Consider the following 21,969-nt stretch of genomic DNA (forward strand, 5'->3'; position numbering starts at 1 on the left):
CTTTTTTGATGCCATGACCGCCCCACGCGACATGCCCTCATCTTTTCGCGGGAAGATACCCCGCGCAAGTACCGCCTGCTTTAACCATCCAAATGACTGAACATTTCATAGGCCTGATGTCAGGCACTTCACTGGATGGTGCCGATGGCGTGCTGGCACGCATGGACGCACGAGGGCAATTGCAAGTTCAAGCCCATGCCTTTGTGGCTTTTGATGCACCTTTCAAAGCCGAACTCATGGCCCTGAACCAAAGCGGCCCCGATGAATTGCACCGCAGCGCACTGGTGGGCAACCAGATCGCACGCCACTATGCAACGGTGGTGCACACTTTGTTGCAGCAAGCTGGCTTGAGATCCCCAAACATCACGGCCATTGGCGCACACGGCCAAACCGTGCGGCACCGCCCGCTTGAATTTGATAGCGACGCCACTCGTCAACAGCCCGCCGTCGGCTACACCATACAACTGCTCAATCCGTCTTTGCTCGCCGAACTCACTGGCATCGATGTGGTGGCGGATTTCCGCAGCCGCGACCTGGCTGCGGGTGGTCAAGGCGCACCACTGGTGCCGGCTTTTCACCACGGCGTGTTTGCGCAGGCTGATGCTTGCGTGGCGGTGCTCAATATCGGGGGCATCTCCAACCTCAGTGTGCTCAAACCCGGTACGTTGGTCACCGGCTGGGACTGTGGTCCCGGTAATGCACTGATGGATCACTGGTGCGCCACCCACACAGGCCAGCCCTTTGATCAAGACGGGGAATGGGCCGCAGCAGGCCACATCAATGCCCCCTTGCTGGCGGCGTTGCTGGCCGACCCCTTCCTTCAGCGCACGCCCCCCAAAAGCACCGGTCGAGACTTGTTCAACCCTGCCTGGTTGGCCCAGCATTTGCAAAACCACGCAGACATAACAGCCATTGACGTTCAGGCCACATTGACCGAATACACCGCATTGGCGTGTGCCAACGATGTGAAACAGCACGCCAACGAAGCAGCGTCTTTGGTCGTTTGTGGTGGTGGTGCCTTAAACGGTCAGCTAATGAGGCGCTTGGCCCTGCATTTGCCCCTGCTGAAAGTGATCAGCAGCGAGACACGCGGTTTGCCGCCCTTGCAGGTCGAGGCTGCGGCTTTTGCCTGGCTGGCCTGCAAAACCATGCGGCGCGAGACAGCGAGCCTGCCAAGCGTCACGGGCGCCAGAGGCGCCCGTGTGTTGGGGGCCATTTACCCCCGTTGAGACAAGGCGAGCACTGCTCGCCTGCTCATCTGGTCAAGTCGAGAAAGACGAACCACAGCCGCAGGTGGATGTGGCGTTCGGATTCTTGATCACAAACTGCGCGCCTTGCAGGTCTTCTTTGTAATCGATCTCAGCACCAATCAGGTACTGGTAGCTCATGGCGTCGATCAACAGCGACACACCGTTTTTGCTCATGGTCGTGTCGTCTTCGTTGGTGATTTCGTCAAAAGTGAAACCGTACTGGAAGCCCGAGCAGCCGCCACCTTGCACAAACACGCGCAATTTCAGATCGGGGTTGCCTTCCTCGGCAATCAGGTCAGCCACTTTGGCGGCCGCGCTGTCGGTAAAGACAATCGGGGTAGGCATTTCGGTCTGGATGTTTTCAGCAACAGCGCTCATGGTGTTTCTCCGGGTTCAATGCCAAATAGTATAGCGCGTTGGTCGGGAATTACCGCCTAGAGCGGCCAGTAACGCTACTGGGTTTGGGGGCTTTTCAGGCCAAAGACCCAAGACGCACGCCCCAAAAGCAAAAAGCCGCCACGGCGGAACCGGTGCGGCTTTTTGGCGAAACAGGAAAAGCGGATTAACGCTTCGAGAACTGCTTGCGGCGGCGGGCTGAGTGGAAGCCGACCTTTTTACGTTCGACTTCACGAGCGTCACGAGTGACAAAACCAGCTTGGCTCAGCATAGGCTTGAGCGTTGCGTCGTAGTCAATCAGAGCGCGGGTGATGCCGTGGCGCGATGCACCGGCTTGACCGGATTCACCGCCACCGTGCACGTTGATCATGATGTCGAAAGTTTCGGCATGGTTGGTCAACATGAGGGGTTGCTTGGCGATCATGATCGAAGTTTCGCGGCCGAAGTAGGCTTGGATGTCCTTGCCGTTGACCGTGATCTTGCCAGTGCCTTTTTTCAGAAACACGCGGGCGACGCTGGATTTGCGACGGCCTGTGCCATTGTTCCATTCACCAATCATCTCAAGGCTCCTTAGATGTCCAGCACTTTAGGCTGTTGGGCGGTGTGTGGGTGCTCAGCGCCACCATACACCTTGAGTTTCTTGATCATGGCGTAACCGAGTGGGCCCTTGGGCAACATGCCCTTGACAGCCTTCTCGAGTGCGCGGCCAGGGTGCTTGGCTTGCATGTCGCGGAAGTTGGTGGCAGTGATGCCGCCAGGGTAGCCGGAATGGCGGTAATAAATTTTGTCGATCGTCTTGGTGCCAGTTACTTTGAGCTGGGCAGCATTGATGATGACGATGAAGTCACCGGTGTCGACGTGAGGCGTGTAAATGGCCTTGTGTTTGCCGCGCAAACGGAGAGCAACTTCGCTGGCTACTCGTCCGAGGACCTTGTCGGTCGCGTCAATCACAAACCACTCGTGCACGACCTCAGCGGGTTTGGCGCTGAAAGTTGTTGTCATGAGTTTTCTCTTTAAAGAAAGGTTTGTCGGGCCCTTTTCCACGGTCGGTGTTCCTCTGTTGGGAACCTCTTAGGTGGGAGATTGCTTCGACCCTGAGGGTCTTGGCGTCTTCGCCGCGGGGCCACTAAATCGCTGCGAAGCCTGCCATTATACGAAAAATCAAGGACTTGCGGGGCAGTTCTTGGGAAGCTTATTGGTTACCATCGGAGCATGTTCAGTTATAGACACGCTTTCCACGCCGGCAACCATGCGGATGTGCTCAAACACATCACCTTGCTGGCCACCATGCGCCACCTCATGCAAAAAGAGGCAGGCATCACCCTGATTGACACCCACGCCGGGGCCGGCTTGTACCGACTGGACGGCGATTATTCGCAAAAAGGGGCTGAGGCCGAAGACGGCCTGTTCAAGCTCTTGGGGGCCGCAGAAAAGCTCGATGCCCTGCCAGAACCAGTGCAAGACTACCTGGAACAAATTGCCAGCTTCAACCCCAACGGGCAAGCCAAAATTTACCCCGGCTCGCCTTTTTTGATGCACAAACTGATGCGCCACGAGTCACGAGACCGCTTGCGCCTGTTCGAGCTGCACCCGACAGACAGCAAGTCGCTGACTTCCAACATTGCGCAGCTTGATGCCGGGCGCACCATCACCGTCAGCCGGGAAGATGGTTTTGAAGCCCTCAAAAAACTCCTGCCACCACCGGCCTCGGCCACGGGCTCCAAGCGGGCGATGGTGCTGATCGACCCCAGCTACGAAATCAAATCGGATTACGCCAAAGTCGCCAACGTCATTCAGGAATACCTGAAGCGTTTTTCAACTGGCACGTATCTGGTCTGGTACCCCATCATTCCACGCCCCGAAGCACACGACTTGCCAAAACGCTTGCGCACCTTGGCAAACCAGTCCCAAAAACCCTGGCTCAACGCGACCTTGTCCATTGGCCGGGGGCCTGACGATGTTGGCGGCTTGGTGGCCAGTGGCATGTTTGTCATCAACCCGCCCTTCACCCTGAAAGACCAGATCCGCAAAGCGCTGGATATGGTGGGCCCCGCCTTGGCGCGTGGATCCGGCAAAAACTGGCAGGTCGAATCGTCTTGACCGGGCAGGCACTGCCACGCCACCAAGCTCAGGGAAAGCACTGACCCCGCAGCACTTAAATTAACCGACCGATCGGTCGGTTAATTGATATACTGGCACCCGCGCCGCGATCATCCCATCCTGTTTGGCGCAGGAGTAGACCATGTACACGCAATCTTTCAGCGTCCCGGACGGTTCCGACGACGCCAAGTCGGTCGGCCTGAAGGCCGTTCCCAAAGCCCTGAATGCGCAAGACGCCGCTTTGCAGGCCCAGTTCGACGCCCGCATCGATGCCGACGGCCGCATCGAACCCCGTGAATGGATGCCTGAGGCCTACCGCAAAACCCTGGTGCGCCAGATCAGCCAGCACGCGCACAGCGAAATCGTTGGCATGCTGCCCGAAGGCAACTGGATCAGCCGTGCACCCAGCTTGAAGCGCAAAGCCATCCTGATCGCCAAGGTGCAAGACGAAGGTGGTCACGGTCTTTACCTCTACAGCGCCGCCGAAACCTTGGGTACCAGCCGCGACCAAATGCTGGACGCCCTGCACAGCGGCAAGGCCAAATACAGCTCCATCTTCAATTACCCCACGCTGAACTGGGCCGATGTGGGCGTGGTCGGCTGGTTGGTCGACGGTGCGGCCATCATGAACCAGGTGCCCCTGTGCCGCTGCTCTTATGGCCCCTACGCCCGCGCCATGGTGCGTGTGTGCAAGGAAGAGTCTTTTCACCAGCGCCAGGGCTACGAAGCCCTCTTGGTGATGATACAAGGCACGGCCGAGCAAAAAGCCATGGTGCAAGACGCGGTGAACCGTTGGTGGTGGAAGTGCCTTGCCATGTTCGGGCCACCCGACGCCGACAGCCCCAACAGCGCGCAAGGCATGCGCTGGGGCATCAAGCGCATCAGCAACGACGACCTGCGCCAAAAGTTTGTGGACGCCACCGTGCCGCAGGCCAAAGTGCTGGGTGTGACCTTGCCCGACCCCGACCTGAAATGGAACGAAGCGCGTCAAGCCCACGACTACGGCCAAATCGACTGGGATGAGTTCTGGGCCACGGTGAACGGCAACGGCCCTTGCAACAAGGAACGCCTGGGTGCCCGCGTCAAGGCCTGGAACGATGGTGCTTGGGTCCGCGAAGCCGCCTTGGCCCACGCCCAAAAACAACAAGCGCGCCAACAGAAAGAAGCAGCATGAGCACGACGACCAGCACCTCCGCATTGAAAGAATGGCCCCTGTGGGAAGTTTTTGTCCGCAGCAAGCAAGGCCTCGAGCACAAGCATTGCGGCAGCCTGCACGCGTCCGATTCTGAGCACGCGCTGCAAATGGCACGCGATGTGTACACGCGCCGCCAAGAAGGCGTGAGCATCTGGGTGGTGCCCTCGGCCAGCATCTCGGCCAGCGAGCCCAATGACAAGCCTGAATTTTTCGATCCGGCCAGCGACAAGGTCTACCGCCACCCCACCTTCTACGTGATCCCCGACGAAGTCGGCCACATGTGAGCACGACCATGAACGCACCCGTTGAATACTTGCTGCACTTGGCCGACAACGCGCTGATCCTCGGACAGCGCAACGCCGAATGGTGTGGCCACGGCCCCATCCTTGAAGAAGACATTGCGCTGTCCAACAACAGCCTAGACCTGATCGGTCAGGCCCGAATGCTGTACCAGCACGCGGCCGAACTGCAAGGCGACGGCGCCACCGAAGACAGGCTGGCTTATTTCCGTGATGTGCCGGATTTTCGCAACTACACGCTGTGTGAATTGCCCCACATGCCGCTGACAGCCCCGACCTCGGCGGGCGATCGCGACTTTGCCAGCACCATCGTGCGCAACTTTTTGTTCAGCAGCTTGATGGTGCTGGTGTGGGACCAGTTGCAAAGCTCGAAAGACGCCCAACTGGCGGCCATCGCGGCCAAGTCGCTCAAGGAAGTGCGCTACCACCTGCGCCATTCGCGTGACTGGCTGGTGCGCATGGGCGATGGCACCGACGAATCGCACGCCAAAGCACAGACCTCGCTCGACCAATTCATGTCTTACACACAAGAGTTCTGGACCGCCAGCCCCTCAGAAGCTGCGGCGCTGGCCAACGGCACCGGCATTGACATGGCGGCACTGCAAAACGACTGGAACCAGATCGTGGACGCAGCCCTGCAAGAAGCCACGCTGCAACGCCCCGCCGCAGGCGGTTTTGTGCCCACGGGCAAGCAAGGCATGCACTCGGAACATCTGGGCTTTGTGCTCGCCGAAATGCAAAGCTTGGCCCGCGCGCACCCGCAAGCGACCTGGTAACCCACGCCAATGCCACCCCACATTTCGCCCCCACGCACAGCCACTGTGGCCCATGCTTGGGGCTTGCTCGAATCGCTGACCGACCCGGAAATCCCGGTCGTCACGCTGCGCGAGCTGGGCATTTTGCGCGATGTGCGCGAAGGCCCAGCGGGTTTGGAAGTGGTCATCACGCCGACCTACAGCGGTTGCCCGGCCATGGGCCAGATCGAGGACGATGTGAAAGCCCTGCTGCAAGCCAATGGGCTGCAAGGCCGTGTGGTCACGCAACTGGCCCCGGCCTGGACCACCGACTGGATGACCGAGGTCGCCAAGGACAAACTGCGCGCTTATGGCATCGCCCCACCACACGCCTGCGCCAGCCAAGCATCAGGCAGCGCCAACGTGGTGCAGTTTGCGGCGCGCGGCGCCAAACCCGAGGTGGTGCACTGCCCGCAATGCGGCTCGGCCAACACCACCGAAACCTCCCACTTCGGCTCCACCGCATGCAAAGCCCTTTACCGGTGCCTGGCTTGCATGGAACCATTCGATTACTTCAAACCTTACTGAGCTGCCTTGCCGCAGTGAAGCACCATGTCCGCAACCCGCTTTCATGACCTCCAAGTTGCACGCGTCGCACCCGAAGCTGCAGGCGCTGTCGCCATCTCACTGGTCGTGCCACAAGACCTGCGCAGCCGCTTTGACTTTCAACCCGGTCAGTTCCTGACCCTGCGTGCCAGCATCGGCGGTGAGGATGTGCGCCGCAGCTACTCCATCAGTTCGGCCCACAGCCAACTGCAAAAACAAGGCGTGCTCGAAGTGGGCATCCGTCCAGTCGAAGGTGGTGTGTTCTCCAACTGGGCTGCGACCCAACTCAAAGCCGGTGACACTTTGCGCGTGATGCCGCCCGATGGCCGGTTTGTGGTGCAAAGGCCCCGCGCCATTCACCGCGTGGGCTTTGCCGCAGGGTCAGGCATCACGCCCATCTTGTCCATCTTATCGAGCACGCTCGAAGACCTTCCCGAATCGAAGTTCACCCTGGTCTACGGCAACCGCCGCATGGACAGCGTGATGTTCAACGAAGCGCTGCAAGACCTGAAAGACCGCTACCCCGACCGCCTGACACTGATCCACATCTTGTCTCGCCAAGCCCAAGAGGTGCCCTTGCTAGAAGGCCGCATCGATGGCGACAAAGTGCGCGCCATCATCGACGCATTCTTGCCCGTGGGCAGCATGGACGAAGTCTTTGTCTGTGGCCCGGAAGCCATGATCGAGGCCACCGAGCAAGCGCTGCTGAACGCAGGCGTCAAGGCCGAACGCATCCGCACCGAGCGCTTCAGCTCCCCCACACTGGATGCGCTGTCGCCAGAGCAGCGCAACCAAGCCGTGCTGGGTCACCAAGCCACACGCGATGCAGGCGAAGTGCAGCTCACGGTGGTGCTGGACGGCAAGCCCTATGACATGCCGATGAACAGGAACGAGAAAATTTTAGACATCGCCTTGTCATTGGGCTTGGACCTGCCCTACTCGTGCAAAGCCGGTGTGTGTTGCACCTGCCGCTGCAAAGTGGTCGAAGGCACGACCGAAATGGAGAAAAACTTCACACTCGAAAAGCCCGAGGTCGAGCAAGGCTTCATCCTGTCCTGCCAGGCCCACCCCACCAGCAAGCGGGTGGTGGTGAGCTTCGACGAACGTTGATGCACGGTCTGTTTTAAAAAGCATCAAAAACGCCCTGCATTGCAGGGCGTTTTGCTTTGAACCAAAGTCCAGGTCAAAAACGATACCCGAGACCCACCCCCACCAAAACGGGGTCGAGCTTCAAGGTGCCCTGATTGGCCGTGCCGAGAAAAACATCAGAGCGGATGTACACCTTCTTGATGTCAAAGTTCAGGGACCAGTTTTTGTCCAACGGAATGTCCATGCCCACTTGCAAAGCACCGCCCCAGCTGTGGTCATCCAATGTCGCGCCGCCATCCAGCAGATTAACGCTGGTGATCTTGGTGTAATTCACGCCCGCGCCGACATAGGGCTTGTAGCCATCCAGCCCTGTGAAATGGTATTGCAAGAGCAAGCTCGGAGGCAAATGCTTGAACGTGCCAATCGGTGCACCGCCCAAGGACACGGTCTGTTTTTGGGGCACCGTCAAGACCAGCTCGGCCGCGATGTTCGGGGTGAAGAAATAGCTGACATCCACTTCCGGGATGGTCTTGTTATTGACCGACAAGCCCAGCCCCGTACCGTCTCTGTTGGCCATGTCCAAATGCACAGCGCGGGCACGCACCAACCAAGGGCCTTCACCCGAAGCTTGAGCCATGGCGGCAGTCGCAGAACAAGCAGCCAGCACGGCTGCAACGATGGTGAGTTTTTTCATGTTGACTTTCCTTATGAACGAAGAGAAGAGCTTTGTGCTCAAGTTCATTGGATGTCCAAACCGCCACCGCTCATTTGAGGTTGATCAAACCTCTCAGCGCGAAGCAGCGCCATCTTCTCTGAGCTTGGTTCATGTCAACCATGTCCGTCAAAGAAGCGTGCTGTGTGCGCTTCACAACCGACGCAAAATAGCCGTCGTGGCTGCACTCTGGTTCATTGTGTAAAAGTGCAAAGCAGGTACGCCGCCGTTGATGAGTTGCTCACACAAGTCGGCCACCACATCCAGACCAAACGCCTTGATCGAGTCGATGTCGTCGCCATAACCTTGCAAACGCAAACGGATCCAACGGGGAATCTCTGCGCCACAAGCGTCTGAAAAGCGCAGCAACTGCGACGAACTGGTGATCGGCATGATGCCGGGCACGACAGGCACATCCACACCCAGTTTGTACGCATCGTCCACAAAGCGGAAATACGCATCGCTGTTGTAAAAATATTGCGTGATGGCCGAATTGGCACCGGCTTTGACCTTGGTGGCAAAGGCCTGCAAATCGGACTCTGGTGACTTGGCTTGCGGGTGGATTTCGGGATAGGCCGCCACTTCGATGTGGAAGTCATCGCCGGTCTCCGCGCGGATGAACGCCACCAGATCGCTGGCGTAATGGAACTCGCCACCTGCGCCATAGCCGCTTGGCAAATCGCCGCGCAGAGCCACCAAGCGCTTGACACCCATGGCCTTGAGCGTGGCCAACTCGGCGCGCACCGAAGCCTTGGTGGCACCAATGCACGAGAAGTGCGAAGCCGCTGCCACGCCTTCAGCCAGGATCGCGCCCACGGTGGCAAAGGTGCCTTCTTGCGTAGAGCCGCCCGCGCCGTAAGTCACTGAACAAAATTCAGGCTTCAGTGCGTACAGCTTCTCGCGCACGCCTCTCAGCTTGTCTGCGCCCTCAGGCGTTTTGGGCGGGAAAAACTCCAAGCTGATGGGCAACTTCAAACCAGACATCACAACACCTTCCAAAATTCAATAGTCGTTGGCCTTGGCATAGGCCTTGGCGGCCAGATCGGCCTCGTGCGCCAGGCGGGCGTCTTCGCGTGCGGGCAGCACCGCAGCCGGGTCAGGCCAGCAGGCCTGTACAAAAAATTCACGGTTGCCGTCACCGCCCTCAATCGGGCTGTTCAACCAAGCCGTCACTTGCATGCCCAGATCGGTCAGGGCAGTGCGCACACGGTTTTCGATGAAGCCATACAAGCTCTCGTCTTTCACAATGCCGCCCTTGCCCACCTGACCGGGCTGCAATTCAAACTGGGGTTTCACCAGCATGAGCAACTGTCCTGTGGGTTTGAGCAAATGCACGACGCCAGGCAATACCAAAGTGAGCGAGATGAACGAGACGTCGCCCACCATCAGGTCAAAACCCTCCAGTGCATCGGGCACGCGCTCGTCTCCGGGCTCCAGCTCGCGGGCGTTCACACCCTCAATGCACACCACACGTTCGTCTTCGCGAATGCGCGGATGCACTTGGGCATGGCCGACATCAATGCCGACCACCTGCGCAGCGCCTTGCTGCAGCAAGCAATCGGTGAAACCGCCTGTACTTTGGCCCACATCCAGACACCGCAAACCTTCAACCTGAGCGCCCGTGACCTTCAAAGCCCCTTCGAGCTTGAGACCACCGCGCGACACGTAGCGCGATTCGGCGTCATCAAGCAACTCCAGGGCAGCGCTTTCAGGCACCTCATCGCGGTTTTTCACAATGGCGCGCCACGTCCCGTCGGGCTGCTGCCACTGGACGCCCCCGGCGATCAGTCGCTGTGCCTGAGAACGAGAAGCGGCCAGGCCGCGCTCGACGAGAAGTTGATCAATACGCATTCGGTGGGGTTCTGACGAGAGGGGTTGAGTTGGGCAAACAAGAAGCGCAGCCATCGCTCGCAGCACAGGCCATCACTGGCTTGCAGCGCTGCGCGCGATGCAACACCCATCAATAGCGGTAAGTGTCTGCCTTGTAAGGGCCGTTTTTGGACACGCCGATGTAGGCGGCTTGTTCGTCACTCAACTCGGTCAGCATCGCGCCAACTTTGGTGAGGTGCAAACGGGCCACTTTTTCGTCCAGGTGCTTGGGCAGCACATAGACCTTGCCGGCATCGTACTGGTCTTGCTTTGTGAACAGTTCGATCTGGGCGATGGTTTGGTTGGCGAACGACGACGACATCACGAAGCTGGGGTGGCCGGTAGCGCAACCCAGGTTCACCAAGCGACCTTTGGCCAACAAGGTGATCTTTTTGCCATCAGGGAAGATGACGTGGTCGACTTGGGGCTTGATTTCGTCCCACTGGCACTTTTCCAAGGACGCGACGTCGATCTCGTTGTCAAAGTGACCGATGTTGCAAACGATGGCTTCGTCCTTCATGGCGGCCATGTGCTCGTAGCGGATCACGTTTTTGTTGCCGGTGGCCGACACAAAAATGTCGCACTTGTCGGCGGCGTATTCCATGGTCACGACTTTGTAGCCTTCCATGGCAGCTTGCAACGCGTTGATCGGGTCGATCTCGGTCACCCAGACTTGGGCGCTCAAAGCGCGCAGGGCTTGGGCAGAACCCTTGCCCACGTCACCGTAACCGGCCACGCACGCAACTTTGCCAGCGATCATCACGTCGGTGGCACGTTTGATGGAGTCCACCAAGGATTCGCGGCAGCCGTACAGGTTGTCGAACTTGCTCTTGGTCACCGAATCGTTCACGTTGATGGCGCGGAACATCAGGCTGCCTTTGGCGGCCATTTCGTTCAGGCGCAGCACGCCGGTGGTGGTCTCTTCGGTCACGCCAATGATCTGAGCACCCTTGCGGCTGTACCAGGTTGGGTCCACCGCCAGCTTGGCCTTGATGGCGTTGAACAGACATGTTTCTTCTTCGCTCGTGGGGTTGGCGATCAAAGAAGCGTCGGTTTCAGCGCGCTTGCCCAAGTGCATCAACAAAGTGGCATCGCCGCCGTCGTCCAAAATCATGTTGGGGCCTTCGCCTTCGGTATTGGCAGCACCGAAGTCAAAGATACGGTGGGTGTAGTCCCAGTAGTCGGCCAAGGTCTCGCCCTTGATGGCGAACACCGGCGTGCCGGCAGCGGCAATGGCGGCGGCGGCGTGGTCCTGGGTCGAAAAGATGTTGCAAGAAGCCCAGCGCACATTGGCACCAAGCGCTTGCAGGGTTTCGATCAGGACAGCCGTCTGAATGGTCATGTGCAAGGAACCGGTGATGCGGGCGCCTTTCAAAGGCTGGGCCTTGCTGAACTCTTGGCGGATGGCCATCAGGCCGGGCATTTCGGTTTCAGCGATCTTGATTTCTTTGCGGCCCCAATCGGCCAAGCCGATGTCGGCGATCACGCAATCGGCGTTGATGGTGGTGTTCAAACGTGCATTCATGTGAAAAGCTCCAAAGCAATGTGAATGAACCACACGCGTGGATGAAAGCACTGAATGGGAAAAACAGGCTCACCGCACGTCGAGTGGATGAGCGTCGTTGCTGTTGAAGTGTTCCGAGCCTCACGCCCCGCTGCCGACTTTGTTCAAAGCCAGGGGGCGCTGCAACGCTCCTCGGAAGCGGCAATTATACGAAGAAAGCTCAGTCGCACGAAGTCAGCCGGTAAAATCACCCCTCCGCCAGCCCGTCAGGGCTTGGCCACCACGGGGGCAGCTTTGCCACCCGTATGACCTCAGGACCCCTTGTGACTTACGCCAACGAGACCCGGCGCCGCCGGACTTTTGCCATCATTTCCCACCCCGATGCGGGTAAAACCACGCTCACCGAAAAGCTGCTGCTGTTCTCGGGCGCGATCCAGATCGCCGGCTCGGTCAAGGCCCGCAAGGCCTCACGCCACGCCACCAGTGACTGGATGGAAATCGAAAAGCAGCGCGGCATCTCGGTGGCCTCTTCGGTCATGCAGATGCTGTACCGCGACCACGTGATCAACCTGCTCGACACGCCCGGCCACAAAGACTTCTCGGAAGACACCTACCGCGTGCTCACCGCCGTGGACTCGGCACTCATGGTGATCGACGCGGCCAACGGGGTGGAAGCACAAACCCGCCGCCTGATCGAAGTCTGCCGTCAGCGCGATACGCCCATCATCACCTTCGTCAACAAGATGGACCGCGAAGTGCGCGACCCGCTCGACATCCTGGACGAAGTCGAGCGCGAGCTGGGCATGCCCTGCGTGCCCATGACCTGGCCTGTGGGCCAAGGCAAATCGTTTGGCGGCATCATCAACCTGCGCACGCAGGCCATGACGGTGTTTGACTCGGGCAGCGAACGCCTGCCGCAAGACTTCGAAACCATCCCGCTGACCGAACAAGCCCAACTGGCCGAGCGCTTTGGCCTGGAGTGGCAAACCGCCATGGACAGCATGGAACTGGCCACCGGCGCATCGCCCGCGTTTGACGAAGCCGCCTTTTTGGCGGGCAAGCAAACGCCCGTGTTTTTCGGCTCCGGCGTGAACAACTTCGGCGTGATGGAAGTGCTGGACGCCTTGGTCGATCTGGCACCGCCACCGCGCCCCCGCACCAGCAACCTGCTGGTCAACAAGCAGCCCGTGGTCAAAGAGATTCAGCCCGAAGACAGCGCGTTCTCGGGTGTGGTCTTCAAGGTGCAAGCCAATATGGACGCCAACCACCGCGACCGCATCGCCTTTGTGCGCATGGCGTCTGGCAAATACACCCCGGGCATGAAACTCAAAGTGCAGCGCACGGGCAAAGAACTGCGCCCTACCAGCGTGGTCACCTTCCTCTCGCAACGGCGTGAAGCGGTGGACGAAGCCTACGCGGGCGACATCATCGGCTTTACCACCCATGGCGGCGTGCAGTTGGGTGACACCATCACCGATGGGGCCAACTTGCAATTCACCGGCCTGCCGTTTTTTGCACCCGAACTCTTCATGACCGTGATTTTGAAGAACCCACTGCGCACCAAGCAGCTGCAAACCGGCCTCGACCAACTGGGCGAAGAAGGCGCGATCCAGGTGTTTAAACCCGAAATCGGCGGCCCCATGCTGCTGGGCGCGGTCGGTCAGCTGCAATTTGAGGTGGTGCAACACCGTCTGAAAGCCGAATACGACTGCGACGTGCGCCTGGAAGGCTGCCAATACACCGGCGCACGCTGGATCACCGCCGACACCCCGGCGGAGTTGCGCGAGTTCACCAACGCCTACCCGCAGCGCATGTCACTCGACGCCGCGGGCACGCTGGCCTACTTGTGCACCAGCCCCTACGACGTGCGCCTGGCGCAAGAGCGCTTCCCCAAAATCCATTTCCACCCGCTGCGCGAGCATGCCGGCCTGGCGCTGGGCAGCGCGGGCTGACACCGCTGATGCAGACTCTGCAGCTTTTCTCACCCCCAAAAATCGTTGGCATCTTCACCGACATCGACGACACGCTGACCACCGAAGGGCGCATCACACCCGATGCCTTGCAAGCCTTGGCTGACCTGAAGGCGGCGGGCCTGCAGGTGGTGCCGATCACCGGGCGCCCCGTGGGCTGGAGCGAACCCTTTGCGAAAAGCTGGCCAGTGGATGCCATCGTGGCCGAAAATGGCGCGGTCGGGCTGCGCCATTCAGCCGAACAGGGTTTGCACAAGATTTACCAACAGGATGCGGCCACACGCAGCGCCAACTTCGACCGTATGCAGGCTGTGCTGGCGCACATTGAGCGCACGGTGAGCGGGGCTTGCCGCTCACAAGACAGCGCAGGCCGAGAAACCGACATCGCCATCGACCACAGCGAATTCACGCACTTGCCCCCCGCCGCCATCGATGAGGTGGTGCAGCTCATGCAAGCGGCAGGCATGACCGCCACCGTCAGCAGCATCCACATCAACGGCTGGTTGGGCACGCACAGCAAACTCACGGGGGCACGCTGGATCGTGCGTGAACTCTGGGGCCGTGATCTGGATGCCGAAATCGACCGCTGGATTTATGTGGGAGACTCGACCAATGACCAAGTGATGTTTGAACACTTTCCACACACTGTGGGAGTGGCCAACATCCGACGCTTTGAAGCGCAGCTGACGCACCCGCCGCGCTACATCACCCAAGGCGAACGCGGCGCAGGCTTTGCAGAGCTGACCCGGCACCTGCTGACAGGTCAGACCTGAAAACCACACTTTCGTGGCCATCTGCTCGATACACACAAACACACACTGACTGGACCCGCGCATGAACGCCCCCACCCTTTTGACTTGGTCTGAAAAAGACACCCCACGCTCTGCCCTGTGGCGCTCCGACCAAGTGCTGCCCAAAACCGTGGTGCTGGCCGACGACACCATGACCGCCGACACGGCCTATCGCCTGGCCTGTGCCGGCACCGGTTTGCTGTGGCGCAGCGATTTTCAGAACGCACGGCAAATGCTGCAAGCGCTGACACGCCGCATCGACAAGCCCAAAAAGGTTCGCGCTAAAAAGCAAGACCCGAATGCACCCGTGATCCCAGGTGCGGTGTTCCACACCCACCGCCAGGCACAAGCGCAGCGCACGCGAATCCTGAGCCAGGTCTTGATTGAATTGAATGGCGACTATGGCATTGACCTGCGCCGTGCACCCGATGCCAAAGCCGCCTGTGTGCAGGCATTTGGCCCAGCCGATGGACAAGCCTCGGTGGTTTCACTGCGCAGCTTGCAAGGCGTCATCGGTGCGTTTGAGTGGCGCAAAAACGGTGTCGAAGTGCCCGCCATGGGCGAGGCCTTGCGCATCTACCCACATTACGGCGTGTTCTCGCCGGTGCGTGGCGAATACGTCGAATTGGTGGCCAACGCACCCATGCCCGAAGCCTTTCAAGCCCACCCGGTGGCCTTTGACATTGGCGTGGGCACAGGCGTCTTGACCGCTGTGCTGGCACGGCGCGGTGCCAGCCACGTGGTGGGCACCGACATGTCGGAACGCGCTTTGGCTTGCGCTCTGGACAACTTGCAGCGCCTGGGCCTGCAAAATCAAGTGGCCTTGCAGCAAACCCATTTGTTCCCAGAAGGCCAAGCCTCCGTGGTGGTTTGCAACCCGCCCTGGCTGCCCGCGCGACCCACCACGCTGCTGGAGCAAGCGGTGTACGACGAAGGCAGCCAGATGCTCAAAGGTTTTCTGACGGGCTTGCCCGCGCACCTGTGCACAGGCGGCGAAGGCTGGTTGATCTTGTCGGATCTGGCCGAACACCTCGGCCTGCGCACCCGCGAAGCCCTGCTGGGCTGGATCGCAGACGCGGGCCTGGAGGTGTTGGGCCGCATGGACGTGAAGCCTGTGCATGCCAAAGCCCAAGACGCCAGCGACCCGCTGCACGCCGCCCGCTCAGCCGAAATCACTTCGCTGTGGCGGCTGGGCGTGGCGGGCTGATCACACCCGCGCCAACACAGGCCGCAAGGCCACACCGGTGTGGGTGCCCAAATGCACCAAGGCCTCTGGCGTCATGGCCGCCACAATGCGGCCCCCGGCGTTGCCGCCTTCTGGCCCCAGGTCAATCACCCAGTCAGCCTCGGCGATCACATCCAGATCGTGCTCGATCACGATCACGCTGTGCCCGGCATTGACCAAACGGTGCAACACGCTGATGAGCTTGTCCACATCGGCCATGTGCAGCCCCACGGTGGGTTCGTCCAGCACATACAGGGTGTGCGGCGCTTTGTTGCCACGCTTGCCCACTTCGTCGCGCACCTTGGTGAGTTCGGTCACCAGCTTGATGCGCTGGGCCTCGCCCCCACTCAAAGTGGGTGATGGCTGGCCCAAGGTGAGGTAGCCCAAGCCCACGTCTTTGAGCAACTGCAAAGGGTGCGCGATGCTGGGCATGGTGGCAAAAAAGTCCACCGCCTCATCGACCTCCATTTGCAGCACATCACCAATGCTCTTGCCGCGCCAAGTCACGGCCAATGTCTCGGGGCTGAAGCGTGCGCCACGGCAGGTTTCGCACGGCACTTTCACATCGGGCAAAAAGCTCATCTCAATCGTGCGCAGGCCCTGCCCCTCACAGCTCGGGCAGCGGCCCTCACCGGTGTTGAAGCTGAAGCGCCCGGCAGCATAGCCTCGCGCTTTGGCCTCCAGGGTTTCGGCAAACAGTTTGCGGATGGTGTCCCAAAAACCAATGTAGGTGGCCGGGCAAGAGCGCGGCGTTTTACCAATCGGTGTCTGGTCGACTTCGAGCACTCGGTCAATCGTCTCAAAGCCTTGCACATCGCTGCACGCGGTCAAGGGCACGCGCTGGCCAGCGTCTTGCGCGGTGCGGCCCGCAAAGGTCGAACGCTGGCTGACCAGCGCCTGCACATTGGCCAGCAACACGTCGCGCGCCAATGTGGACTTGCCCGAACCACTCACACCCGTCACGGCCACCAAACGCTTGAGAGGGATCTGCACATCGACTTGGCGCAGGTTGTGCAGATTGGCGCCCGTCAAGGTGAGCCATTGCAAATCCACACCACCCGCAGCTTCTTTGTGGGGTGATGGCGTGGGCGACGATTTTGGCGTACCCCCGACGTATGAGGAGCCCGCGCCATCGCCCCACAAAGAAGCATCCACCACACGTCGCAACTGCATCGGATGCTTCATCGCATGCAGCAGATAACGGCCGGTTTGCGAATCGGCGGCGGCGGTGATGTCGGCCACCGAGCCTTCGGCCACCAATCGGCCTCCGCGCTTGCCCGCGCTAGGGCCGATGTCAATGATGTGGTCGGCACGGCGGATGGTGTCTTCGTCATGCTCCACCACCACCAAGGTGTTGCCCTTGTCGCCCAGCTTGTGCAAGGCGTTGAGCAAAATCTGGTTGTCGCGGGCGTGCAGGCCGATGGTCGGCTCGTCCAGAACGTAGCAAACGCCTTGCAAATTGCTGCCCAACTGCGCGGCCAGACGGATGCGTTGCGCCTCGCCACCCGACAAGGTGGGCGCACCCCGGTCCAGCGTGAGGTAACCCAAACCCACCTCTTCAAGGAATTCGAGTCGACTCTTGATCTCGGGCACCAGATCGCGGGCGATGTCGGCATCGCGTCCGGCGAGCTGCAATTGCCCCACCCACAGCCTCACATCGCTGACCGACAAGCTGGCAATGTCGGTGATGCGCCAGCCTTGACCAGGCGCAACGCCCAGGCGAACGGCACGCGCGGTGGCGTTCAAGCGGGTACCTTCGCAGCGGGGACAAGCCACATCGGCCAAATCCTCGATTTCCGGCTCGGCAAAGGTTTGCTCTCGGCCTTTGTCTTTGTCGTCACGCACCGAGTCGTCAAACACCTTGCGCTCGTCTTTGCTCAGCTTCACGCCCGTGCCCACACAGTCAGGGCACCAGCCGTGCTTGCTGTTGTAAGAAAACAGGCGCGGGTCGAGTTCGGTATACGAGGTGGCGCACGCCGGGCAGGCGCGCAAGGTCGAGAACACGCGGTGCTGGCCGATGCGGGCGGTGGAATGGCCCTCAAACATGGCTTCACGCAAGCCGTCCAGATCGCTCAGTACGTGCACCACGCCTTTGCCATGCTCCAGCGCTTTGCTCAAGGCCTGCCGCAGCGTCGTCTCGTTCGCCGGCAGCACATCAAGGCTGGCCACGGGCAACTCGATGTTGTGCTCTTTGAAACGGTCAATGCGCGGAAAACCCTGTGTGGGCAAAAAGTCGCCATCGACGCGCAAATGCGTGTAGCCACGCGGACGCGCCCAGTCGGCCAGCTCGGTGTAAACGCCTTTTCGGTTGCTGACCAGCGGCGCCAACAAGCCAATGTGTTGGCCACGGAACTGCGTCATCAGCTGCGCGATGATGCTGTCGGGCGTTTGCGGCTGCACCGGGGTGTTGTCGTGCACGCAATGCTGGATGCCCAGCTTCACATACAACAAACGCAAGAAATGCCAGACCTCGGTGGTGGTGCCAACGGTGGATTTTCGGCCACCGCGCGACAGCCTCTGCTCGATCGCCACGGTGGGCGGGATGCCATAAACCGCGTCCACCTCGGGGCGGCCTGCGGGCTGCACGATGCTGCGCGCATAGGCGTTCAGGCTTTCCAGATAGCGACGCTGGCCTTCGTTGAACAGGATGTCAAACGCCAAGGTGGATTTGCCCGAACCACTCACACCCGTGACGACGTTGAACTTGCCGCGCGGAATGTTCACGCTGAGGTTTTTGAGGTTGTGTTCTTTCGCGTTGACGATCTGGATGTGGTTGTTCAACACCGGTGCACGTTTGGCAGGCATTAAGGGTGCCCCTGTGCCATCGCGACCTCGAACACTCGCCAGCGAGGCTGCGGCGTCAGCGGGTGACGATTTTGGCGTACCCCCGCCGTATGAGGAACCCGCTGACACCGCAGCCTCGCCCCCACGAACACCCGACCGCCCAGCCAGAACATCGAACTCGCCCCCATCAGAACCCAAACGCTCAGCCACACCCAACACCTCCCCCATCGACTCGGCGTACTCGCGCAGCGCCAGCCCCGTGTGCGAGGTCGCATGTTGGCGCACATCTTCTGGCGTGCCCTCGGCCACAATCAAGCCACCGGCATAACCGCCCTCTGGCCCCAGATCGATCAACCAATCGCTGGCGCGGACCACGTCGAGGTTGTGCTCGATGACGATGAGAGAGTGCCCTGCTTCAAGCAGCTTGCGCAAAGCCCGCATGAGCTTGGCGATGTCGTCAAAGTGCAGACCCGTGGTCGGTTCGTCGAACAAAAACAGCGTGCCCTTGCGTGCCAGACTTTGGCGGCTTTTAGAGGCACTCTTGGCCGCTTCGGCCAAGAAACCGGCGAGCTTGAGGCGCTGCGCCTCGCCGCCCGACAAGGTGGGCACGGGCTGGCCCAATTTCACGTATTCCAAACCCACATCCACGATGGGTTGCAGGGCGCGGATCACATCGCGGTCTTGCGCGAACAAGGCGGCGGCTTCGCTCACCGTGAGGTCGAGCACATCGGCCACGTTCAGGTGCCGCGCCTGCGCCGGGCCCAAAGCCTGGCGCTCCACGGTGATCTCCAAAATCTCAGGGCGGTAGCGCTTGCCATCGCAATCGGGACAGCGCAAATACACATCGCTCAAGAACTGCATCTCGACGTGCTCAAAGCCCGAGCCGCCGCAAGTGGGGCAGCGGCCATCGCCGCCGTTGAAGCTGAACTTGCTGGCGGTGTAGCCGCGTTGGCGCGACAGCGGCGCGGTGGCAAAAATTTCGCGAATCGCGTCCCAAGCGCCCACATAGCTGACCGGGTTGGAGCGGGCCGTTTTGCCAATGGGTGACTGGTCCACAAACACCACATCGCTCAGGTGGTCAGCACCCAACAGGCGGTCGTGTGCGCCGGGGGTTTCGGTGGCTTTGCCAAAGTGGCGCATCAACGCCGGAGCCAGCACGTCCTGGATCAAGCTCGACTTGCCCGAACCGCTGACGCCCGTGATGGTGACCAAGCGTTGCAGCGGAAAGTCCACGCTGATGTTTTGCAGGTTGTGCTCGCGTGCGCCTTCCAAAATCAAACGCGGTGTGCTGTCACTCACCATGCGCTTGAAGCCCAGGCCCACTTGCTTGCGCCCGCCCAGGTACGCGCCGGTCAGTGTGTCGGCGTTGCGCAGGTCGGCGGTGGTGCCGTCGAACACGATCTGACCACCGCGCTCGCCGGGGCCAGGCCCCATGTCGATCATGCGGTCGGCGGCCATCATCACTGCCGGGTCGTGCTCGACCACGACCAAGGTGTTGCCCGCATCGCGCAGGCGGTGCATGGCTTGGGTGATGCGGTTCATGTCACGCGGATGCAGGCCGATGCTGGGCTCATCGAGCACAAACAAGGTGTTGACCAGCGAGGTGCCCAAGGCCGTGGTCAGGTTGATGCGTTGCACCTCGCCGCCGCTGAGCGTGCGGCTTTGACGATCGAGTGTGAGGTAGCCAATGCCCACGTCGCACAGGTATTTCAGGCGGGTGGTGATTTCTTCGAGCAAGAGTTGCAGGGCTTTTTGTTCTGCGCTTTTGCCTTGGGTTTTGGCCTGGCTGGCTTCGGTGGCTTCTTCGGCGTTGCGTTCTGTGTCAGAGCGGTTCGCTGTAGTGGTTTCTTCGGCGTTTGGGTCTGCATCAGAACGGTTCGCTGCAGTGGTTTGTTCGGCGCTTCGGTCCGCGTCAGAGCGGGGGGCGAGCTCCTCATGAGGCGGGGGTACGCCAAAATCGTCGCCCGCCCCCCGCTCTGACGCAGACCTTGTGGTGGATCGAGTGTCCCATGCCCTCTCAGTTTTCACTGTCGCTGTTGCTGTTGCTGCCTGTGCTTGTGCTGGTGTTTGCGCACCCGCCCCCACGGCTTCGGCCGGGGATGGGCTGGGTGACGATTTTGGCGTACCCCCGCCGTATGAGGAGCCCAGCCCATCCCCGGCCAGAGCCTCCCCTGCCGTACCCGCAGCAGCCTGCCCCAAATGACCAGAAGCCGACAACCGGTCAAAAAACAAACGCAGCCGATCGAGCGGCATGATCATCATGTCGTGCAAGCTCAGGCCCGGCAGGGCCTCCAGTTGCGCACGCGTCCACTTCACCCCCGTGGGCATGAAGCGCTGTTCAACCGGCAACACGCCATCGGCATCGCTGTGGCTACCGATGCGCCAAAGCAGGCTCTCGGTCTTCAGCCGTGCACCTTGGCAACTGGGGCATTCGGTGTAACTGCGGTATTTCGACAGCAGCACACGGATGTGCATCTTGTAGGCCTTGCTTTCCAGGTACTCAAAAAACCGCTTGATGCCGTACCACTGCTGGTTCCATTTGCCCTTGTATTCGGGCGAACCCTTGATAACCCAATCTTTCTGACTGGCGGTCAACTTGTCCCACGCTGTGTCACGCGGGATGCCCGCTGTTTCGGCGTGGCGCATCAGGTCGTCCTGGCACTCCTTCCATGCCGGGGTCTGGATGGTCTTGATCGCACCCGCCCGCAAAGTGAGCTTCTCGTTGGGAATGACCAGGCCGTAATCAACCCCAATCACACGGCCAAAACCCCGGCAAGTCTCGCAGGCCCCCACCGCAGAGTTAAAAGAGAACATCGACGGGATCGGGTCGGTGTAACGCTGATCGCTTTCGGGGCAATGCAAGCCTGTAGAAAAACGCCACAGGTCGAACGTCGCGTCAGAAGATGCCGAAGACAAGCTGGAGTCTGACCCCGATTGTTTTTCGACGTAAACGTTGAGGCGGCCACCCCGTTTGAGGGCCACCTCAATGGCTTCCACCACACGCGCTTTTTCGGCCTTGCCTAAACGAAAACGGTCAGCAATCACGTCCAGCACTTTGCGCGGGCCGGTGGGTGTGGCCACCTCGCGCTCGGCCTGCACCTTGGTAAAACCGCTGGCAGACAACCACTGTTCGACCTGCTCGGCACTGGTGTTGGCGGGCAACTCGACCGGAAAGGTCAGGTAAAGGCGCGGGTCTTGCGCCTGCGCCGCACGCAGGGCCAGCTCGGCATAAATGGTTTCAGGGGTGTCATGCCGAACGGCTTGTGCAGTGTCCTTGTCAAACAACTGGCCAAGGCGTGCAAACAACAACTTGAGGTGGTCGTTCAGCTCGGTCATGGTGCCCACGGTCGAGCGCGAGCTGCGCACCGGGTTGGTCTGGTCAATCGCAATGGCGGGCGGCACGCCTTCGACCTTGTCCACCGCGGGTTTGTCCATCCGATCCAAA

18 protein-coding genes and 1 riboswitch are annotated in these 21,969 nt (G+C 60.3%); of the genes, 10 read left to right on the forward strand and 8 right to left on the reverse strand.

Annotated elements, in window-relative coordinates; genetic code table 11:
- Window positions 1-92: 92 nt before the first annotated feature.
- Window positions 93-1,229, forward strand: a complete 1,137-nt coding sequence (locus ACZ5RG_RS11390) for an anhydro-N-acetylmuramic acid kinase (protein WP_298596891.1) — start codon at window positions 93-95, stop codon at window positions 1,227-1,229.
- Between the two features lie 33 nt (window positions 1,230-1,262).
- Here ACZ5RG_RS11390 and erpA read toward each other — a convergent pair whose 3' ends face one another.
- The 3 genes from erpA to rplM all read right to left on the reverse strand — a co-directional run bounded on the left by erpA (window position 1,263) and on the right by rplM (window position 2,648).
- A complete protein-coding gene (gene erpA / locus ACZ5RG_RS11395; protein WP_298596893.1) occupies window positions 1,263-1,628 on the reverse strand; it encodes an iron-sulfur cluster insertion protein ErpA in 366 nt (121 codons plus the stop codon).
- A gap of 184 nt (window positions 1,629-1,812) precedes the next feature.
- Window positions 1,813-2,205 carry a 30S ribosomal protein S9 gene (gene rpsI, locus ACZ5RG_RS11400; RefSeq protein WP_019431016.1) on the reverse strand — a complete coding sequence of 131 codons (393 nt, stop codon included), beginning with the start codon at window positions 2,203-2,205 and terminating at the stop codon, window positions 1,813-1,815.
- Window positions 2,206-2,216: 11 nt separating this feature from the next.
- Window positions 2,217-2,648, reverse strand: a complete 432-nt coding sequence (rplM, locus tag ACZ5RG_RS11405) for a 50S ribosomal protein L13 (protein WP_019431015.1) — start codon at window positions 2,646-2,648, stop codon at window positions 2,217-2,219.
- A 210-nt stretch (window positions 2,649-2,858) separates the two neighbouring features.
- Between rplM and ACZ5RG_RS11410 the strand changes: the two genes are divergently transcribed.
- From ACZ5RG_RS11410 to paaE, 6 genes are all read left to right on the forward strand, one after another.
- Window positions 2,859-3,746: a 23S rRNA (adenine(2030)-N(6))-methyltransferase RlmJ gene (locus ACZ5RG_RS11410; protein ID WP_298597368.1), complete on the forward strand. Its 888-nt coding sequence runs from the start codon at window positions 2,859-2,861 to the stop codon at window positions 3,744-3,746.
- 142 nt (window positions 3,747-3,888) lie between these two features.
- A complete protein-coding gene (paaA, locus tag ACZ5RG_RS11415; protein WP_464447081.1) occupies window positions 3,889-4,920 on the forward strand; it encodes a 1,2-phenylacetyl-CoA epoxidase subunit PaaA in 1,032 nt (343 codons plus the stop codon).
- Complete coding sequence (gene paaB / locus ACZ5RG_RS11420) at window positions 4,917-5,225, forward strand: 1,2-phenylacetyl-CoA epoxidase subunit PaaB (protein WP_036075505.1); 309 nt, start codon at window positions 4,917-4,919, stop codon at window positions 5,223-5,225. Before paaA ends, paaB begins: the two co-directional genes overlap by 4 nt.
- A gap of 8 nt (window positions 5,226-5,233) precedes the next feature.
- A complete protein-coding gene (gene paaC / locus ACZ5RG_RS11425; protein WP_464447082.1) occupies window positions 5,234-6,016 on the forward strand; it encodes a 1,2-phenylacetyl-CoA epoxidase subunit PaaC in 783 nt (260 codons plus the stop codon).
- A gap of 9 nt (window positions 6,017-6,025) precedes the next feature.
- Window positions 6,026-6,562, forward strand: coding sequence for a 1,2-phenylacetyl-CoA epoxidase subunit PaaD (gene paaD / locus ACZ5RG_RS11430; RefSeq protein WP_312260513.1), 537 nt, complete (start codon window positions 6,026-6,028; stop codon window positions 6,560-6,562).
- Between the two features lie 24 nt (window positions 6,563-6,586).
- Window positions 6,587-7,690, forward strand: coding sequence for a 1,2-phenylacetyl-CoA epoxidase subunit PaaE (gene paaE / locus ACZ5RG_RS11435; RefSeq protein ID WP_464447083.1), 1,104 nt, complete (start codon window positions 6,587-6,589; stop codon window positions 7,688-7,690).
- Window positions 7,691-7,763: 73 nt separating this feature from the next.
- Here paaE and ACZ5RG_RS11440 read toward each other — a convergent pair whose 3' ends face one another.
- The 4 genes from ACZ5RG_RS11440 to ahcY all read right to left on the reverse strand — a co-directional run bounded on the left by ACZ5RG_RS11440 (window position 7,764) and on the right by ahcY (window position 11,775).
- Complete coding sequence (locus tag ACZ5RG_RS11440; RefSeq protein WP_298597396.1) at window positions 7,764-8,363, reverse strand: OmpW/AlkL family protein; 600 nt, start codon at window positions 8,361-8,363, stop codon at window positions 7,764-7,766.
- Window positions 8,364-8,534: 171 nt separating this feature from the next.
- A complete protein-coding gene (gene metF / locus ACZ5RG_RS11445; protein WP_312260515.1) occupies window positions 8,535-9,365 on the reverse strand; it encodes a methylenetetrahydrofolate reductase [NAD(P)H] in 831 nt (276 codons plus the stop codon).
- An 18-nt stretch (window positions 9,366-9,383) separates the two neighbouring features.
- The gene (locus ACZ5RG_RS11450; protein ID WP_019431006.1) at window positions 9,384-10,232 is read right to left on the reverse strand and encodes a TlyA family RNA methyltransferase; all 849 of its coding nucleotides are present in this window, start codon (window positions 10,230-10,232) and stop codon (window positions 9,384-9,386) included.
- A 109-nt stretch (window positions 10,233-10,341) separates the two neighbouring features.
- Window positions 10,342-11,775 carry an adenosylhomocysteinase gene (gene ahcY / locus ACZ5RG_RS11455; RefSeq protein ID WP_298597404.1) on the reverse strand — a complete coding sequence of 478 codons (1,434 nt, stop codon included), beginning with the start codon at window positions 11,773-11,775 and terminating at the stop codon, window positions 10,342-10,344.
- 82 nt (window positions 11,776-11,857) lie between these two features.
- Window positions 11,858-11,954, reverse strand: a riboswitch (S-adenosyl-L-homocysteine riboswitch).
- Between the two features lie 105 nt (window positions 11,955-12,059).
- On the opposite strand from ahcY, the gene ACZ5RG_RS11460 reads away from it, so the two are divergent.
- From ACZ5RG_RS11460 to ACZ5RG_RS11470, 3 genes are all read left to right on the forward strand, one after another.
- Window positions 12,060-13,706 carry a peptide chain release factor 3 gene (locus tag ACZ5RG_RS11460; RefSeq protein ID WP_409418252.1) on the forward strand — a complete coding sequence of 549 codons (1,647 nt, stop codon included), beginning with the start codon at window positions 12,060-12,062 and terminating at the stop codon, window positions 13,704-13,706.
- An 8-nt stretch (window positions 13,707-13,714) separates the two neighbouring features.
- Window positions 13,715-14,497: an HAD-IIB family hydrolase gene (locus ACZ5RG_RS11465; protein ID WP_464447084.1), complete on the forward strand. Its 783-nt coding sequence runs from the start codon at window positions 13,715-13,717 to the stop codon at window positions 14,495-14,497.
- Window positions 14,498-14,558: 61 nt separating this feature from the next.
- Window positions 14,559-15,722, forward strand: coding sequence for a methyltransferase (locus tag ACZ5RG_RS11470; protein WP_464447085.1), 1,164 nt, complete (start codon window positions 14,559-14,561; stop codon window positions 15,720-15,722).
- Here the strand turns inward: ACZ5RG_RS11470 and ACZ5RG_RS11475 are convergent, their stop codons facing one another.
- Complete coding sequence (locus ACZ5RG_RS11475) at window positions 15,723-21,860, reverse strand: excinuclease ABC subunit UvrA (protein WP_464448204.1); 6,138 nt, start codon at window positions 21,858-21,860, stop codon at window positions 15,723-15,725.
- Window positions 21,861-21,969 lie beyond the last annotated feature (109 nt).

The sequence above is a fragment of the Limnohabitans sp. TEGF005 genome (assembly GCF_055394835.1).

Coding starts and splice junctions, on each gene's coding strand:
- ACZ5RG_RS11465 (WP_464447084.1), top strand. CDS start 13,715: ATGCAGACTCTGCAGCTTTTCTCACCCCCAAAAATCGTTGGCATCTTC.
- ACZ5RG_RS11470 (WP_464447085.1), top strand. CDS start 14,559: ATGAACGCCCCCACCCTTTTGACTTGGTCTGAAAAAGACACCCCACGC.
- paaC (WP_464447082.1), top strand. CDS start 5,234: ATGAACGCACCCGTTGAATACTTGCTGCACTTGGCCGACAACGCGCTG.
- ACZ5RG_RS11390 (WP_298596891.1), top strand. CDS start 93: ATGACTGAACATTTCATAGGCCTGATGTCAGGCACTTCACTGGATGGT.
- erpA (WP_298596893.1), bottom strand. CDS start 1,628: ATGAGCGCTGTTGCTGAAAACATCCAGACCGAAATGCCTACCCCGATT.
- paaD (WP_312260513.1), top strand. CDS start 6,026: ATGCCACCCCACATTTCGCCCCCACGCACAGCCACTGTGGCCCATGCT.
- ACZ5RG_RS11410 (WP_298597368.1), top strand. CDS start 2,859: ATGTTCAGTTATAGACACGCTTTCCACGCCGGCAACCATGCGGATGTG.
- paaA (WP_464447081.1), top strand. CDS start 3,889: ATGTACACGCAATCTTTCAGCGTCCCGGACGGTTCCGACGACGCCAAG.
- rplM (WP_019431015.1), bottom strand. CDS start 2,648: ATGACAACAACTTTCAGCGCCAAACCCGCTGAGGTCGTGCACGAGTGG.
- rpsI (WP_019431016.1), bottom strand. CDS start 2,205: ATGATTGGTGAATGGAACAATGGCACAGGCCGTCGCAAATCCAGCGTC.
- paaE (WP_464447083.1), top strand. CDS start 6,587: ATGTCCGCAACCCGCTTTCATGACCTCCAAGTTGCACGCGTCGCACCC.
- metF (WP_312260515.1), bottom strand. CDS start 9,365: ATGTCTGGTTTGAAGTTGCCCATCAGCTTGGAGTTTTTCCCGCCCAAA.
- ACZ5RG_RS11460 (WP_409418252.1), top strand. CDS start 12,060: ATGACCTCAGGACCCCTTGTGACTTACGCCAACGAGACCCGGCGCCGC.
- ACZ5RG_RS11440 (WP_298597396.1), bottom strand. CDS start 8,363: ATGAAAAAACTCACCATCGTTGCAGCCGTGCTGGCTGCTTGTTCTGCG.
- paaB (WP_036075505.1), top strand. CDS start 4,917: ATGAGCACGACGACCAGCACCTCCGCATTGAAAGAATGGCCCCTGTGG.
- ACZ5RG_RS11450 (WP_019431006.1), bottom strand. CDS start 10,232: ATGCGTATTGATCAACTTCTCGTCGAGCGCGGCCTGGCCGCTTCTCGT.
- ACZ5RG_RS11475 (WP_464448204.1), bottom strand. CDS start 21,860: ATGACCGAGCTGAACGACCACCTCAAGTTGTTGTTTGCACGCCTTGGC.
- ahcY (WP_298597404.1), bottom strand. CDS start 11,775: ATGAATGCACGTTTGAACACCACCATCAACGCCGATTGCGTGATCGCC.